The 14,353-nt window shown below is 69.7% G+C and carries 16 protein-coding genes; 8 read left to right on the top strand and 8 right to left on the bottom strand.

The window, feature by feature from the left end; all coding sequences use genetic code 11:
• Positions 1-170 precede the first annotated feature (170 nt).
• Complete coding sequence (locus ACSQ2H_RS16570) at positions 171-593, top strand: MucR family transcriptional regulator (protein WP_056015959.1); 423 nt, start codon at positions 171-173, stop codon at positions 591-593.
• A gap of 214 nt (positions 594-807) precedes the next feature.
• Positions 808-1,299 (top strand): motility/cell cycle regulatory protein MopJ, encoded by a 492-nt coding sequence (gene mopJ, locus ACSQ2H_RS16565; protein ID WP_436062485.1) that lies wholly within the window; start codon positions 808-810, stop codon positions 1,297-1,299.
• Between the two features lie 4 nt (positions 1,300-1,303).
• Here mopJ and ACSQ2H_RS16560 read toward each other — a convergent pair whose 3' ends face one another.
• Both ACSQ2H_RS16560 and ACSQ2H_RS16555 read right to left on the bottom strand, forming a co-directional pair.
• On the bottom strand, positions 1,304-1,729 hold the full coding sequence (locus tag ACSQ2H_RS16560) for a SufE family protein (RefSeq protein WP_436062484.1): 426 nt from the start codon (positions 1,727-1,729) through the stop codon (positions 1,304-1,306).
• Between the two features lie 59 nt (positions 1,730-1,788).
• The gene (locus ACSQ2H_RS16555) at positions 1,789-2,577 is read right to left on the bottom strand and encodes a sensor histidine kinase (protein ID WP_436062483.1); all 789 of its coding nucleotides are present in this window, start codon (positions 2,575-2,577) and stop codon (positions 1,789-1,791) included.
• A gap of 216 nt (positions 2,578-2,793) precedes the next feature.
• On the opposite strand from ACSQ2H_RS16555, the gene ACSQ2H_RS16550 reads away from it, so the two are divergent.
• Complete coding sequence (locus tag ACSQ2H_RS16550) at positions 2,794-4,269, top strand: sensor histidine kinase (protein WP_436062482.1); 1,476 nt, start codon at positions 2,794-2,796, stop codon at positions 4,267-4,269.
• Here the strand turns inward: ACSQ2H_RS16550 and ACSQ2H_RS16545 are convergent.
• Positions 4,266-5,180, bottom strand: coding sequence for a hypothetical protein (locus ACSQ2H_RS16545; RefSeq protein WP_436062481.1), 915 nt, complete (start codon positions 5,178-5,180; stop codon positions 4,266-4,268). The genes ACSQ2H_RS16550 and ACSQ2H_RS16545 overlap by 4 nt on opposite strands.
• A gap of 93 nt (positions 5,181-5,273) precedes the next feature.
• Here ACSQ2H_RS16545 and ACSQ2H_RS16540 point away from each other — a divergent pair, with 93 nt between their 5' ends.
• From ACSQ2H_RS16540 to ACSQ2H_RS16520, 5 genes are all read left to right on the top strand, one after another.
• Positions 5,274-5,606, top strand: a complete 333-nt coding sequence (locus tag ACSQ2H_RS16540) for a DUF1491 family protein (protein ID WP_436062480.1) — start codon at positions 5,274-5,276, stop codon at positions 5,604-5,606.
• Positions 5,607-5,705: 99 nt separating this feature from the next.
• Positions 5,706-6,086, top strand: coding sequence for a hypothetical protein (locus ACSQ2H_RS16535; protein ID WP_436063582.1), 381 nt, complete (start codon positions 5,706-5,708; stop codon positions 6,084-6,086).
• Between the two features lie 42 nt (positions 6,087-6,128).
• Positions 6,129-7,727 (top strand): peptide chain release factor 3, encoded by a 1,599-nt coding sequence (locus tag ACSQ2H_RS16530; RefSeq protein WP_436062479.1) that lies wholly within the window; start codon positions 6,129-6,131, stop codon positions 7,725-7,727.
• A 185-nt stretch (positions 7,728-7,912) separates the two neighbouring features.
• Positions 7,913-9,292, top strand: coding sequence for a hypothetical protein (locus ACSQ2H_RS16525; RefSeq protein ID WP_436062478.1), 1,380 nt, complete (start codon positions 7,913-7,915; stop codon positions 9,290-9,292).
• 58 nt (positions 9,293-9,350) lie between these two features.
• Entirely contained in the window at positions 9,351-10,385 is a 1,035-nt protein-coding gene (locus tag ACSQ2H_RS16520) for an energy transducer TonB (protein ID WP_436062477.1), read from the top strand.
• On the opposite strand, the gene ACSQ2H_RS16515 is transcribed toward ACSQ2H_RS16520, so the two are convergent.
• From ACSQ2H_RS16515 to ACSQ2H_RS16495, 5 genes are all read right to left on the bottom strand, one after another.
• Positions 10,382-11,479, bottom strand: coding sequence for a DUF2336 domain-containing protein (locus ACSQ2H_RS16515; RefSeq protein WP_436062476.1), 1,098 nt, complete (start codon positions 11,477-11,479; stop codon positions 10,382-10,384). The two genes, ACSQ2H_RS16520 and ACSQ2H_RS16515, sit on opposite strands and share 4 nt — an antisense overlap.
• 13 nt (positions 11,480-11,492) lie before the next feature.
• The gene (locus tag ACSQ2H_RS16510; protein ID WP_436062475.1) at positions 11,493-12,281 is read right to left on the bottom strand and encodes a hypothetical protein; all 789 of its coding nucleotides are present in this window, start codon (positions 12,279-12,281) and stop codon (positions 11,493-11,495) included.
• 49 nt (positions 12,282-12,330) lie between these two features.
• The gene (locus ACSQ2H_RS16505) at positions 12,331-13,089 is read right to left on the bottom strand and encodes an ABC transporter permease (protein ID WP_436062474.1); all 759 of its coding nucleotides are present in this window, start codon (positions 13,087-13,089) and stop codon (positions 12,331-12,333) included.
• A complete protein-coding gene (locus ACSQ2H_RS16500) occupies positions 13,086-13,832 on the bottom strand; it encodes an ABC transporter ATP-binding protein (RefSeq protein WP_436062473.1) in 747 nt (248 codons plus the stop codon). Before ACSQ2H_RS16500 ends, ACSQ2H_RS16505 begins: the two co-directional genes overlap by 4 nt.
• Positions 13,833-13,980: 148 nt before the next feature.
• Positions 13,981-14,349, bottom strand: a complete 369-nt coding sequence (locus ACSQ2H_RS16495) for an endonuclease domain-containing protein (protein ID WP_436062472.1) — start codon at positions 14,347-14,349, stop codon at positions 13,981-13,983.
• Positions 14,350-14,353: the final 4 nt, after the last annotated feature.

The raw sequence follows: 14,353 nt of genomic DNA, 5'->3' as shown, positions 1-14,353 counted from the left end.
CCGATCGGTGCATCGCGACGCTTAGACTTAACGATAAGCGTGTTCCAAGAAGAACAGCATCGTATTGTATGCTTGTGCTTCAGTTGGGTTCCAGATATTAACGCGTCCACTGATGTCGTGAATCAGTCATCCCCCAACTTGGTGCACCCGCACTCACGGAACCGAGAAATATGGACGAGAAGTCGGAAGTCATTGAGATGACGGCGGATATTGTTTCCGCTTATGTCGGGAACAATTCGGTGGCCGCGGCCGACCTCCCGAACCTAATCCAGAGTGTCCATCGGGCGCTGGCCGGCATTTCCACCGGTTCCGACGTTCAGGAAGTGGCTCCCAAGGAGCCGGCCGTGCCCGTGCGCCGGTCGATCACCCCTGATCATCTGGTCTGTCTGGAAGACGGCCGGAAGTTCAAGTCGCTCAAGCGCCACCTGCGCACCAAGTACAACATGAGCCCGGAAGAGTACCGCGCGAAGTGGGGTCTTCCGAAGGACTACCCGATGGTCGCGCCGAACTACGCCAAGGCGCGCTCGGACCTGGCCAAGCAGATGGGCCTGGGACAGGGCGGCCGGCAGGCCCCGCGCAAGCGCTCCAAGTAAGCGTCTCGCCAAGACGGACTATTGAACGCCCGCCCTCACCGGCGGGCGTTTTTCATGGCGCATGAGGCCGCTGCGTCGCTGCGCCACGGTCAAGCTGCGCCACCTTTCGGCCCGATTTCTTTCCTCGCGATTAGGATTTCCCCTTGCCGGAGAATCACCCTCTGGGCGATAAGTGATTCGTCGTGATTCCAAGGGGTTGTTAAGGAATCTGAATATGGCCGCACAGATGGGGGCTTCAGCGGCGGCCGCGCGCGCACACGAGGAACTGTATGCCTACTGGGCCGGATTGCGGCGCAGCGGGCGTCTGCCGGGGCGCGACGACATCCACCCCGACGACTTCAAGCGCCTGCTGCCGACGATCAGCCTGATCGACGTGCGCCGCGACCCGTTGGAGTTCCGCCTGCGTCTCGCCGGCACCGGGCTCTACGGCGTGTATGGCCGCGAGATCACCGGCCGGACGCTGGCCGAAGCCTACAGCGCCAACGCCGCCGACTACTGGCGCCGCGAACTGACCAAGGTGGTGGAAGAGCGCCGACCCTCGGTGGGCGTGCATAGCCTGGCCTGGCGCGGAGCGGCGCACATCTCGATCCTGTGGCTGCGGTTGCCGCTGGCCTCGAACGGCGCCGACGTCGACATGATCCTCGGCTACGACGCCGTTGTCGGCGTCCAGGGCGACACGGTCTCCAGCGGCATCCGCGCCGCCTGAGCCGTCAGGCCGCGGTCAGGGCTTCGGCGTCGCGGTGAATCCGAGCCGCCATCGAGGCGAGGCCGTTGGAGCGCTGGGCCGACAGGTGGCCGGCCAGTCCAAGTCGGTCGAAGGCGGATTTCACGTCAAAGGCGACGATCTCGTCCGGACGCCGGCCGGAAAACAACCGCAGCAGCACCGCGATCAGGCCGCGCACGATGTGGGCGTCGGAATCTCCACGGAACGTCACCGCGCCGTCGGCCTGGGGCTCGGTCACGAGCCAGACCTGGCTGGCGCAGCCGCGCACCTTGTTGGCGTCGCTGCGCTCGGCGTCCGAAAGCGGCGCCAGCTCGCGGCCCAGATCGATGACATAGCGATAGCGCTCTTCCCAGTCGCCAAGGAGGTCGAACTCTTCGACCAGGTCGGCCAGGGCGTTGTCGATCGTGCTCATAACAAAGGCGACTTAGGCGCCGGGGCGGGCTTGCGCAACGGCTTTCGCCGTTGGTGCTCCTAGCCGGCGGGCAGGCGGACGCGCGCGGTCAGCCCCTGGCCGGGCGCCGAGCTCAACTGTAGCCGGCCGCCCATGGCGGTGCACAGCAGTTCGACGATCGGCAGACCCAGGCCGGCTCCCTCGCTACGCCGGGTCAGCGCATTCTCGCCCTGTTCGAACGGGCGCAGCAGGCGGGGAATGTCTTGCGGGTCGACGCCGGGGCCATCGTCGACGACGGCGATCTCCACATGGTCGCCGGCCAGGGTGGCGTAGACGCGCACGACCGCGCGGTCAGGGGAAAAGATCACCGCGTTCTGGATCAGGTTGCCAAGCAGGTTGCGCAGTCCGCGGGCGTCGGCGGTGACCGACGGCAAGGCGCCACGCTGCAGAACGATCACCTCGACGCCGCGCGGGCCGGTGTCCTCGCGCAGGCCGTCGAGCACGTCGTCGAGCGCGTGATCGAGCGACTCCGTCCGCAGGTCGAAATCCATGGCCCCGCCTTCCAGCCGGGCGATCTCAAGCACCTGGTTCACCAGCCGCAGCAGGCGCGCGCCGCTGGTGTGGATGATGCTCGCATATTCCTTGTACTGCGGGGCGCCGAGCGGGCCGTAGAGCTCGGACTGCAGGATCTCCGAGAAGCCGAGGATCGAGTTCAGCGGCGTACGCAGTTCATGGCTGGCCATGCGCAGGAACGAGCGCTTGGCTTCGTCCGCGATGACTTCCCGACGTTGGCGCGCGGCCGCTCGGGGGGCCGGCTCAGAGGCCGAAGCCCGAGACGCGTCGGGCGGAAGATGAGCCGCATGGGCCATGTGCAAACTCTACGAGCCTCGCGGTCCGGTACTGGGGGGACCCTAGCCAGTCCGCGCTTACGATTTGGTTTCGACGGCCGGCGTCGTCGCCGGACTATGTACCCAACTCGGGTCGCCCGCGACGCGAGCGGCCTCGCAGGGACTCGCCCGCGCCGCTAGAGTTAAGGACAACAATCCTCTGTCGAGTCGCCCGCCAAAGGAGCTGCGAGCCCGCCCGTGATCGAAAGTCCGCCCGCCAGGACTCTATCGACGACCAGGTCCGCAGGCCTGGCCTCGATCCTTGCGATCGTCGGCCTTGGGGCTGCGGCGGCATGCGCGGCTGCGCTCACCGGCGGCGTGGGCAGCCCGCTGGCGGTCTGGTGCCTGGCGCCGCTCGTGGCGGCCGTCGGCGTCGGGCGCGGCGAGCGTCTGGCGCTGGGGGCGGCGGTCTCGCTGGCCGCAGTGGGCGTCGCCGCAATCGGGGGGCTGACGCTTTCGGGTTACGTGCTGGTCCCGGGGGCCGCGGCGGTGGTCAGCGCCTTCGCGCTTACCTCGACCGTGCTCGGCCTGGCCGCCGCGCTGGTGGTTCTGCAGCGGAACATGGGGCGCGAGGACCGGCGCCAGCGCCTGGCCTTGGCGCAGCTTCGCCAGGTGCTGGACGAGCAGCCCTTCCTACTGGCGACCCTCGATCAAAGCGGTCTGATCGGCCGGACCTGGGGTCGCGAGCCGGCCGGAGCGCGCGGCGTCTCCAGCACCGGGCTGACCATCGTCGACCTGGCGAGCGAAGCCGATCGTCCGCGGCTACGCCAGGCGCTGGCGGCCGCGCGGGCGGACGGTGCAGCCGAGGTCGCATTCGCACCGGCGGCTGAGCCGCAGGCCTGGCTGGCGCTCAGCCTGCGCCGCACCACCTCCGGCCGGCTGATCGGCGTGCTGCGCGACGCCGCCGCCGCCCACGCGCGCGAGCTGGAGCTGGAGCAGGCCCGCAGCGACGCCGAGGCTCAGAACGCCGGCAAATCGCGCTTCCTGGCCAATATGAGCCATGAGCTTCGCACCCCGCTCAACGCGATCATGGGCTTCTCGGACATCATGCGTCAGCGGCTGTTCGGGCCGCTGTCCGATCGCTACGCCGAGTATGCCGAGCTGGTTCACGAGTCGGGCGGACATCTGCTCGACCTGATCAACGACGTCCTCGACATGTCGAAGATCGAGGCCGAACGCTTCGAGCTGGCCCGAGAGGCGTTCGACGGCCGCGAGGCGGTGTCGAGCGTCCTGCGGCTGATGCGCGGTCAGGCCGACCGGGCCGGCGTGCAGCTGCGCGGCCTGCTCCCACGCGAACCACTGGACGTGTTCGCCGACCGCCGGGCCCTGAAGCAGATCGCGCTCAACCTGATTTCCAACGCCCTGAAGTTCACGCCGCGCGGCGGATCGGTGACGGTGACCCTGCATGCCGACGGCACGGTCATGGAGCTGTTGGTCGCCGACACCGGGGTCGGGATCGGGCCGGACGACGTCACGCGGCTGGGGCGGCCGTTCGAACAGGCCGGCGGCGCTGCGCAGCGTGCCGCGGGCACGGGCCTTGGCTTGTCGCTCGTGCGCTCGTTCGCCGAACTGCACGGCGGCGAGATGATCATCGAGAGCCGGCTGGGCGAGGGGACGACGGTCTCGGTCCGCCTGCCGGTGATCGATCAGCCGGCGGCGGCGAACGCGCCCTAGCGGCTCGCGACCTGCAGGAAGGCGCGCCCGGCGGCGAAATCGCCGACTTCCACATAGGCGCGGCGGACGACCTCGCCGTCAGGGCCAGCGAACAGAAACTCGACCGCCACGGCCTCGCGCGGGTCAAGCTCGGCCAGGGCGTGGGCCGCCGCGGCCGGAAAGCGGAACGCCCACCCGGACTTGAAACTCTTGGGCAGCAGGTCCTGCCCGGCCGGGCTGCGCGCCTCGGCGGTGTAGGTGTTGCGGGCGGTGGCTGGCGGCAGGCGTCGGGCCAGCGGCAGTTTGCTCAGCGGCTGGCCGCGGGCGTCGAGATAAGGCCCGAGGGTCGCATCGGCGTCGCGCAGCACAAGCCGCGCGCCATAGGGGGTCTTGCCGTCGGCGAAGTTGGCGACCGCCATCAGCGCATTGGCGCCTTCGCGGCCGGCCAGGCCGAAGACCATCTTGTTCCAGCCGAAGCTGGCCGATTGCTGCAGGCGCCAGCGGACGCCGCCGGAGCGGTCGGCGCGCCATTCCGCCATCTCGCCGGGATAGGTCATCCGGGTCAGCTGGGCGTAGCCTTCGAAGGCCTCGCGCACGCGGCTGGCGGCCAGGGTCATGTCGGGCGACTTGCACGGCGTGGCTGCGGCCTTGGCTCGGGCGCGCCGTTCCAACTGGGCCAGTTCGGACTTGTCGGCGCCGGAACGGATCGCCGCGCCATGGGCCTGCATGCGGCCAGCCGCCAGCGCCGCGCCGACCGGCGGCGCGAACAGGCTGCACCTGGCGTCGGCGGCGGTCATCACCGTGCGTTCGTAGAAGAGGTCGGCGGCCGCGGCTGCAGCCGAGACTCCGGGCGCTGCGAGAAGCCCCCCCGCCGCGGCCAGCCCCATCCATCCACACACGACGCGCCGCGCGGTTCTGCGCGTACTCGTCATGCCTTCTGTTTTTCTCGTATAGGTTCGAGATCTTGCGGCCGAGCCTAGTGTCCCGGTCTTTCCGTTCCGTTATCGAGACGCCGTTCGACGACCATGCTGCTTTCTTCCGACATCTGGGTCGCGGCCCTGATCCGCCGCGTTGAGCTGGGCGGCGGCTTTGCAGTCGTGGTGCGCAAGGGGGACGCGCGGGCCGGCAGCGTCCTGGTCAAGGTGCTGAACCGCGGCGACGGCACGAGCCGTCTCTATGCCGAAGCCACCCGCGGCGATGGCGAGCGGGTCTGGATGCGTCCGGCGCTGTCGGACCAGGAGGCGGACCTCGACCGCTACATCGAACGCGCGATCCGCATCGACCCCGATATCTGGGTGGTGGAGATCGAGGACCGCGAAGGCCGCCACTTCCTGATCGAGCCGGTCGAACAAGGCTAACCGGCGCGGTTAGCGCGCGATTCACCGCCTTTCTCAACGGGGGCGAAAGCACGCTCGTGGCACACAGCAGCGTTCCACGAACGCGAGCGCTTGCTTGGTATGCTCTTCCTGCTGAATGACGTCGTCCTGAACCTGAGTGGAGCAAAGCTCTCGCCGAAAATGGCGGGTCGCAGGTTCCGGGCGTTGCCGTTCAATGTGGTCAGCAAGCTGGGGCAGGAGCTCTATGCCGAGGATCCGCTGCTGCACTTCGACCGGCCGGAGCGGGCCAGGCGGCTCGCGACCCTGATCATCGCCAAGGCCCCCTCGATCAACGCCGCGCTGTTCGTCGCGCCCGCCTATGGCTGCGCGCCTGAGGACGTGAGCCTGCGCTACGCCAATGTCGACTTCGAGGTGATGGCGCGGCTGTCGAGCCGCCAGGACCAGGGAATGCTGGACACCGTGTGGACCGATCGCCAGGTCTGGCGGCGCCTGGCCGCATAACGCGGGCTTTCGCCCAGCGCCGCGCTGCGCTAAGCGCCGTCCATGAGCACCTCTCCCGCCGCCGAGGCCGCGCGCCGGCGCACCTTCGCCATCATCTCCCATCCGGACGCCGGTAAGACGACCCTGACCGAGAACCTGCTGCTGGCCGGCGGGGCGATCCGGGCGGCCGGGGCCGTGCGCGCCCGCGGCGAGAACCGCCGCACCCGTTCTGACTGGATGAAGATCGAGCGCGAGCGCGGGATCTCGGTCTCGGCCAGCGTCATGACCTTCGACCACGAAGGCCTGATGTTCAATCTGCTCGACACGCCCGGGCACGAGGACTTCTCGGAAGACACCTATCGCACTCTGACGGCGGCCGACGCCGCGGTCATGGTGCTGGACGCCGCCAAGGGCATCGAGCCGCAGACCCTGAAGCTGTTCGAGGTCTGCCGCCTGCGCGACATCCCGATCGTGACCTTCATCAACAAGATGGACCGCGAGGCGCAGGATCCGATCGAACTGCTCGACGAGATCGCCTCCAAGCTGGCGCTCGATCCGGCCCCGCTGTTCTGGCCGGCCGGCTCGGGCGGGCGCTTCAAGGGCATGCTGGACCTGCGCAACGAGCAGTTCGTCCCCTTCGCCAAGAAGGGCTCGGATTCCGAAGACGGCCATCCGGCCCCCATCGCCTTCAAGGGCAATGCGATCGTCAGCTACCTCGATCCGGAGGAGCAGGCCGAGCTGGAAGAGAACGCCATGCTCGTGCAGGAGGCGTCCAAGCCGTTCGACCCCAAGGCCTTCCTGGAAGGCCACATGACCCCGGTGTTCTTCGGCTCGGCGCTGCGCCACTTCGGCGTCGACCAACTGCTGGCCGGCCTGGGCGCCTATGCGCCGGCGCCGAAGGCCGTGGCCGCCGTGCGCGGCGGCGAGCCGACGCACGTCGCGCCGGGCGACAAGGAGGTCACCGGTTTCGTGTTCAAGGTCCAGGCGAACATGGACCCCAACCACCGCGACCGGATCGCCTTCCTGCGGCTGACTTCGGGCCGGTTCAATCGCGGCATGAAGCTGAAGGTGCAGAACACCGGCCGCCAGCTCTCAGTCAACGCGCCGATCATGTTCTTCGCCTCCGACCGCGAACTGGCCGAGGAGGCGTTCGCCGGCGACGTCATCGGGATTCCTAACCACGGGGTGCTGCGGGTCGGCGACAGCCTGTCGGAGACCGGGACGCTGCGCTTCGCCGGCCTGCCGAACTTCGCGCCGGAAATCCTGCAGCGCGTGCGGGTCAAGGATCCGCTGAAGGCCAAGCACTTGAAGAAGGCGCTGGAAGGCCTGGCGGAGGAGGGGGTCACCCAGCTGTTCCGGCCGGTGATCGGCTCGGACTTCATCGTCGGCGCGGTCGGCCAGCTGCAGTTCGAGGTCATGGCCGACCGTCTGGCCAACGAGTACCAGCTCGAGGTGATCTTCGAGGCCTCGCCCTATGCCGAGGCGCGCTGGCTGTCGGGCGCCAAGGCCGACGTCGAGGACTTCGCGAACAAGCACAAGGGTGCGATGGGGGCGGACATCGACGACCAGCCGGTGTTCCTGGCCAAGTCCGCCTGGGAAATCGGCTATGTCGCCGAGCGTTTCCCCAAGATCGGATTCGAGCGTTCGAAGGAACGTGCTTAACAGCCGTTAAGCAAGTTCGGCGCCAGAACGCGGCTGGCGCCGAACACATTTTATTTAGTTATTGTTAACCATAAGCCGCACGTTAACCACTTGTTTACGAAGTCGGCTCCGGCTTTGCTGTTTCCGGTCTGAACCTTCCGTAGGCGTCCCGTGTTGAGACGTCGCGAGGTGATCGGAGCCTTCGCATGTTCGAGTTCGGTCGAGAGCTGAAGCGTCTGTTCGGCGCAGACGCGGTGAACGCCCCCCGCGACGGGCTGACCGGCGGCGACGCCTCGCTGCTGGAATTGCTCGACCTTCGGATGATCGCCGAAGAGGGCCGCGCGGCCGACATCGCCGCCGGCCGGGTCGGCGCCAAGGATAAAGCCCAGCGACGCCTGGAGAGCGCGATCGTCTGGCGCGAGGTGGCCCGCCGCTCGGGCGACGCCGCCATCCTGCGCAAGGCCGCCGCCACCGCCGAAGCGGCCGCCGAGGCCTTCGATCGTGAACGCCGGCCCGACGGCTGGGCCCGCGCCCGCTGCGAGCAGGCGTTCTGCGCCATGCTCGGCGCCGAGCTGTTCGGCGACGAGGGACTGAACGCGGCGGCCGATGTCGCCTTCCGTGAGGCCCGCGCCGCGGCGCGGGGCGGGCTCTCGCTCCCGCTGGCCGACATCGGCATCGCCGCCATCGAGGCGCGCGAGCAGATGGCCACTGGCGACGCCCGGGCCGCCCGAGCCGTGGCGCTGCGCTTCGCTGCCCCGATCGCCGGCCTGCAGAGCCTGACCCGGCGTTGCCGCGCCGCCCGCCTGCTGGCGGTGGAGGCGCGCCTGGTGCTGGCCGACATCCTGATCGGCTGGGGCGCTCGGCTGCGCGACGACGACATCCTGGCGCTCGGACGGCAGGAGGCCGAGCGCGCCGCCGAGGGGCTGGATGCGGCCTATGAACCGCTGAGCTGGGCGCGCGCCGCGGCGCTGCGCGGCCAGGCGATGGCGCTGCAGGGCGAGAACGCCGGTGAGGTCGAGGTGCTGGCCCAGGCGGTGGGGGCCTTGGCCGACGTGGTCGGCGAACTGTCGCGCGAGCACAGCCCGCTGGATTGGGCCCGGGTGCAGACGGCGCTGGCCCAGGGCCTGCAGGCGCTGGGCGAGGCGGGCGCTTCGGAGCGCGCCTACGAACAGGCCGTCACCTGCTACGACCGCGCCGCCCATGTGCTGAAGAGCACGCCGGGTCTGTCGCTGCGGGCGTTCGGAGCCTCGAACCGGGCGCTGTGCCTGGCGCGTTCGGCCGAACTGTCGGGCGACCTCACCGTGCTGGACGCGGCCGAGGCCGCCTTCAAGATCGAGCTTGCGGCGATTTCGGCCAAGCGCGAACCGGCCGCCTGGGCGCTGCTGCAGGTCAATCTGGCCCGCCTCTATGAAGCGCGCATGGACATCACCGGTCTTGACCGCGGTGAGCGGGCGAGCGCGGCCATGGCGTTGAACGCCGCCCTCGACGTGTTCGGAGAACTTGGCCTGCGCTCGCTGAGCGTCATCGCCGCCGACGCGCTGGAGCGGCTGTCGAACGCGGGTGCTTCCGCGCGCACGCACTACTAGCAAGGGTTGCAACCCGCAACGCTCGACGTCAGCATATCGTCGTGCGGCGGGGGGCGACATGAACAGGATTCTGGTGACTGCGGGGCTCATCGGTCTCGCGATGTCCTCTGGCGCGGCGCAGGCTGGTGAAACGGTCGCCGATTGGTTGAGAATGCCGTCGGCCGAAGAGCTTCTGAGCGTCTTCCCAAGGCGTGCCTGGATCAACAATGTGAGCGGCCAGGCGATCTTGGTTTGCCGTGTCAGCGAGCAAGGCGCGCTGTTTGGCTGCGCCGTCGACAGTGAGACGCCGGAAGGACAGGGATTCGGGCTCGCGGCCCTGGCGCTTACGCCCCAGTTCCTGATGCAGCCGGCTATGACCGACGGCCGGCCGGTGGTGAGCACGGTCCGCATTCCAATCAACTTCAAGATGCCCGCGTCATCGAGCGCTCGACTGCCTGAGCAGAATGAGCCCACGCGCCTCCAGGCGCTCAGCAACGTCTCTTGGGTCGCGGCGCCGAGCTACTCGGAGGTGGTGGCCGCCTATCCCCAGGTGGCTCGTGAGAATCGCACCGAGGGTCGCGCCACCTTGACCTGCCGCTTCAAGCGGGAAGGCAGGTTGACGGCCTGCCAAACGACCGTCGAAGAGCCAAAGGGGCAAGGATTTGCGGCCGCCGCTCGACGGTTGTCGGAGAGCTTCGTCGGCCCCTCGGTGCTGGCTGATGGACGCAAGACGGAGGGGATCTGGACCATGATCCCGTTCACGTTCGACATCGACATGCTGGACGCCGGCAAGCGCGTGATCGGGCGGCCGCAATGGGCGGCCCTCCCGACCGGCGATCAAGTCATCGCCGGATATCCGGCCGCGGCGATGAAGGCGAACGTCGGCGCGGCTCGCGTCGTCATAGCCTGCGATGTTGTGGAAGGTGGGCAGCTGGCTGGCTGCGCGACCCAGAGCGAGGAGCCGGGCGGCTTGGGATTTGGCGAAGCAGCGTTGGCCTTGGCCGGCGCGTTCCAGGCCAGGCCTTGGACCGCGGAAGGCCTCCCGACTGTGGGCGGCCGAGTGCGGATTCCGATCCGTTACGAGTTCCCGGCCGAGGCGCCGCCGGCCCGCTAGGCGGCGGCCATGTCGCCGGCCTTGCGGCGCATCCGCCAGAAGCGGATCGTGCGCTGGGCGGCCTCACGGGGGAGGTTCTCGTAGAGTTCGCCGTACTCGCGCGCGCGGCCCATGGCGTTGGCGTCGCGGTCGAGGATCAGCACCGCGAAGGTCAGGTACAGCGAGCGCTCGAATCCGGCCGCCTTGCAGACGATGGACAGGGCGTCGAGTTCGCGGCGCTCCAGGATCCGGCGGGCGGTGTGGAAGTCGATGTCGGCGAGTTCGCTGAGCGCCACCAGGAACTTGGTGGTCTCTCTCGCGCGCAGGAAGCCGGCCAGCACCTGGGGCGTGATCGCCCCGCGCAGGCGCAGGACGCGGATCTGCTTTTCGGCGTCGGCGTAGTCGGAGGGCAGGGCGCCATCGCGGAACGCCAGCTGTTTGCGGCCGGCGGCCAGGGCGGCGTCCAGCTGGGCCGGATCGACCGACTCGTTGCGGGCCAGGATTTCGCCGCGCAGCCGCGCCTCGACGACGAAGTACATCTCGTTCAGGAGGTCGACCGGCAGCGACTTGCGGGTGACCACGGCCTCGTGCAGCGCCGGGTTTTCGACCGCGCGGTCGACGACCATTTCCTGCACCTCGCGCGACATCGCCGCGCCTTCGTTAGCTAGCAGCACCCCCAGGGTGGCGTCGTCGCCGCGCTCGACGATGGCCTCGGACACCGCCTCGGACACGGTCGGCCGTTGCGAGATGGCGCGCAGGTGGTCCTGGCCGCGGGTCCGGGCCACCGACAGCAGGTCGTCGTCGGTCAGCGCCCGGGAGTTTTCCAGCACCGGCCGGGCGACGTCGATCGAGACGTCGCGGGCCAGGTCGCGCAGCAGCCCCCGCGGCGGGCTGGCGGCGCTCGACATGCGCTGCGCCAGTTCGCCGCGCACGGCCTCTTCCATCTCGCCGGCCAGCTGGCTGAGCACGTCGTCGAACAGCTCCAGCTCCTCGCCGCCGCGCACATCGTCGCTGGTGAAGAACAGGTCGGTGACCCCGCGCAGCAGCTCGCGCCGGCGTTCGCTGGACGGCTCCTTGGCCATCTCGATCAGGTCGTGAAGCTTGCTGCGGGCCATGTAAGCGTCTTCTTCAGAAGGCGCCCGGACGGGCGTCCGGCGCATCGTCGTCGTCGGTCTTGGCGCTCGGCGGCGCGTCGGGCGGGCCGATCAGCACATAGCGATTACCGGCCGGGGGCTCGGGGATCGCGTCGGGCGTCATGCCGTAGCCGCGATGCACGGAGTAGAGGCGGGGCGCGCCGCCCATGCCGGGCTGCACCAGAGCGGCGACGCGCTGGGGCGGCCGCGCCTGCGGGGCCGAAACCTGTGCCTGGGGCGGGACCTGAGCCTGAGCCCGAGGCTGAGCCGACTGAGGTTGGGCTTGAACTTGCTGAGCCGGGCGCGGTGAAGCGGCGGGCCGCGCGGTTTGCGCCTGCGGAGGAGGCGGCGCTTGCGGCGGTGCCGGTTGCGGCTGCGCAGGCGCGCGTCCGGAGGGCGGCGGCTCGCTATAGATGCTGGCCGGCGGAGCCTTGGCGGTGGTTTGGGCCTGGGGCCGGACCTGCGGCGCCTGGACCTGAGGCGTCTGGACCTGAGACCGCTGGACCTGCGGAGCCGGCGCGGCGGCGCGGGGCTGCAGCGGCAGGGGAACCTGCGGCGTAAAGGGCGTGTAGGCTGGCTGCTGGGGGCTCGAGGCGGGCGCGACCGCAGCGTTCTTGACGAGCGGCCGCTTGTTGGCCCAACTCAGCATGGGGCCTTGATAGGTTGCGGCGGCGACCTGGCTTGGTCGCGCGGCGGGGGCCGGCCCATAGCGGTCGCCGGCGGTCTGAGCCGCGGCGGTCAGCGGGCAGGCGAGGCCGACGATGATGGCGAGAACGGCGCGCATGCCGCCATCGTTAACCGCGAGCCGCTTAAAGCTCGCCTAACGGCTGAGCTTAACGCCCGCGCCACCATGTGAGGCCGACCCGCTCGGCCCGGTCGAGCAGCGCGTGCAGCGCCACGCCCATCAGCCCCAGCACCACCAAGGCCGCGATCATCCGCGCGGTCTGCAGCTTGTTGCCGGCGTCGAGGATCTGCCAGGCCAGTCCGCGCACGCCGCCCGACCCGGCGCCGAACTCGGCGACCACGGCCCCGATGATCGCCAGGCCGGCGCCGACCTTGTGGCCTTCCAGCAGGAACGGCACGGCCGACGGCAGGCGCAGCCGCATGACCCGCTGCCATCGGCCGGCGCCATAGAGATCAAACAGGCGCTCCAAGTCCGGATCGGCGGCCCGCAGGCCGGTCACGGCGCCGGAGAAGATCGGGAAGAACGCCACCAGCACGGCCAGGGCGATGATTGCGCGCTCGGGATGATCGATGCCGGCCCAGATCAGCACCAGCGGGGCGATGGCCACGACCGGGGTCACCTGCAGCACGGAGGCCAGCGGCCGAACGGCGGCCTCCAGCAGCGGATTGAGGCCCACGATCACCGCCAGGCCGACGGCGACGAGGCTGGCGACGACGAGGGCGATCAGCGCCGTCGACAGCGTGACCCAGGCCGCGGCCGCCAGACTGGGCAGGTTCTCGACCAGGGCGATCGCGACTCCCGAGGGCGGCGGCAGGAAGTAGGCCGGAATCCCCATCGCCCGGACGGCGATCTCCCAGGCCGCCAACAGCACGGCGACGAGCGCCAGGGGGGCGAGAATGCGGCTCATCGGGCCGCCTCCATGCCCTGGGCCAGCAGGCCTGACACCTGTTCTACCGCGGCGCGGAAGACTTCCGAGGTGCGGAAGCCCTGTGGGCGCGGCAGCGGCGCGTCGATCTTGGCGACGCCGGCGAGCCGCCCCGGCCCGCGGGTCAGCACCGCCACGCGGTCGGCCATGTAGACGGCCTCCTCGACGTTGTGCGTCACGAAGACGATCGCCGGTCGCGACGCGTCCCAGAGGCTCAGGACGTCGTCGGCCAAAGTGCGGCGGGTGATCTCGTCCAGGGCCGCGAAGGGTTCGTCGAGCAACAGCAGGCGTGGTTCGGTGACCATGGCCCGGGCCAGTGAGGCGCGCATCGCCATGCCGCCCGACAGCGTCGCCGGCCGCGCGGTCTCGGCGCCGGACAGACCCACGCGCCCCAGCGCTTCGCGTGCGCGCCGACGCGCCTCCTCGGTCGGCGTCCCGCTCAGTTCGAGCGGCAGGGCGACGTTGGCCTGGGCGGTCAGCCAGGGGGCCAGCGTGGGGGCCTGGAACACCACCGCCGTCTCGCCGCGCCCTGGCGTGCGCTCGAGCGTCCCGCGGGTCGGGCCCTCGAGACCGGCCAGCAGACGCAGGGCAGTGGACTTGCCGCAGCCCGACGGCCCGACCAGCGCCAGGATCTCCCCGGCTTCGACGCTCAGGTTAATCGGCCCCAGCGCCCGGCCACGCCCCGGATAGTCGACCTCGACGTCCTTCAGCGCCGCGAGGGTCACGCCTTTTCCTCCCCTGCGTAGCGGGGGAGGGGGACCGCCCGAAGAGCGGTGGAGGGGGCAAGCCCCAATCTCAACGCCCGCCGCCCCCTCCACCGGCTACGCCGGTCCCCCTCCCCCGTGAACGGGGGAGGAAATCGCGAATGCATCGTCAATGAAGCGCTCCAACACGATCGGCGGCGAGCCGGCGCAAGCCGTCGGCGACGTCGTCTACGTCTTCGTACACGGATGAGGCCGTGATGCGGTGAACCGTAATGCCCTCGGCGCCGAGCCAGCCGTCGCGTTGGACGTCGTGGGCGCGCTGTGCGTCCTCGCCATGCAGGTGCCCGTCGATCTCGACCGCGAGTCGCGCCGCTGGGCAGAAGAAGTCGAGGATGTAAGGCCCGATCGGATGCTGACGACGAAACACCGCGTCGCCCGTGCGTCGACGCCGTAGCCGCGACCACAGCATCACTTCGGGCTCCGTCATTCGTCGGCGCAGAGACCTAGCCCGTTTCAACGTCAGAACGGGAGCGCGCACCTCG

Source organism: Phenylobacterium sp. LjRoot97, from assembly GCF_964254345.1.
Taxonomy (GTDB): Bacteria; Pseudomonadota; Alphaproteobacteria; order Caulobacterales; family Caulobacteraceae; genus Phenylobacterium.
This window is presented reverse-complemented; position numbering and strand designations above follow the sequence as displayed.

Bases quoted from the DNA above. Each gene is read 5' to 3' on its own strand.
- ACSQ2H_RS16570 (WP_056015959.1), top strand. From the start codon at position 171: ATGGACGAGAAGTCGGAAGTCATTGAGATGACGGCGGATATTGTTTCC.
- mopJ (WP_436062485.1), top strand. From the start codon at position 808: ATGGCCGCACAGATGGGGGCTTCAGCGGCGGCCGCGCGCGCACACGAG.
- ACSQ2H_RS16530 (WP_436062479.1), top strand. From the start codon at position 6,129: ATGAGCACCTCTCCCGCCGCCGAGGCCGCGCGCCGGCGCACCTTCGCC.
- ACSQ2H_RS16505 (WP_436062474.1), bottom strand. From the start codon at position 13,089: ATGAGCCGCATTCTCGCCCCCCTGGCGCTCGTCGCCGTGCTGTTGGCG.
- ACSQ2H_RS16525 (WP_436062478.1), top strand. From the start codon at position 7,913: ATGTTCGAGTTCGGTCGAGAGCTGAAGCGTCTGTTCGGCGCAGACGCG.
- ACSQ2H_RS16545 (WP_436062481.1), bottom strand. From the start codon at position 5,180: ATGACGAGTACGCGCAGAACCGCGCGGCGCGTCGTGTGTGGATGGATG.
- ACSQ2H_RS16540 (WP_436062480.1), top strand. From the start codon at position 5,274: ATGCTGCTTTCTTCCGACATCTGGGTCGCGGCCCTGATCCGCCGCGTT.
- ACSQ2H_RS16520 (WP_436062477.1), top strand. From the start codon at position 9,351: ATGAACAGGATTCTGGTGACTGCGGGGCTCATCGGTCTCGCGATGTCC.
- ACSQ2H_RS16560 (WP_436062484.1), bottom strand. From the start codon at position 1,729: ATGAGCACGATCGACAACGCCCTGGCCGACCTGGTCGAAGAGTTCGAC.
- ACSQ2H_RS16510 (WP_436062475.1), bottom strand. From the start codon at position 12,281: ATGCGCGCCGTTCTCGCCATCATCGTCGGCCTCGCCTGCCCGCTGACC.
- ACSQ2H_RS16555 (WP_436062483.1), bottom strand. From the start codon at position 2,577: ATGGCCCATGCGGCTCATCTTCCGCCCGACGCGTCTCGGGCTTCGGCC.
- ACSQ2H_RS16515 (WP_436062476.1), bottom strand. From the start codon at position 11,479: ATGGCCCGCAGCAAGCTTCACGACCTGATCGAGATGGCCAAGGAGCCG.
- ACSQ2H_RS16535 (WP_436063582.1), top strand. From the start codon at position 5,706: ATGCTCTTCCTGCTGAATGACGTCGTCCTGAACCTGAGTGGAGCAAAG.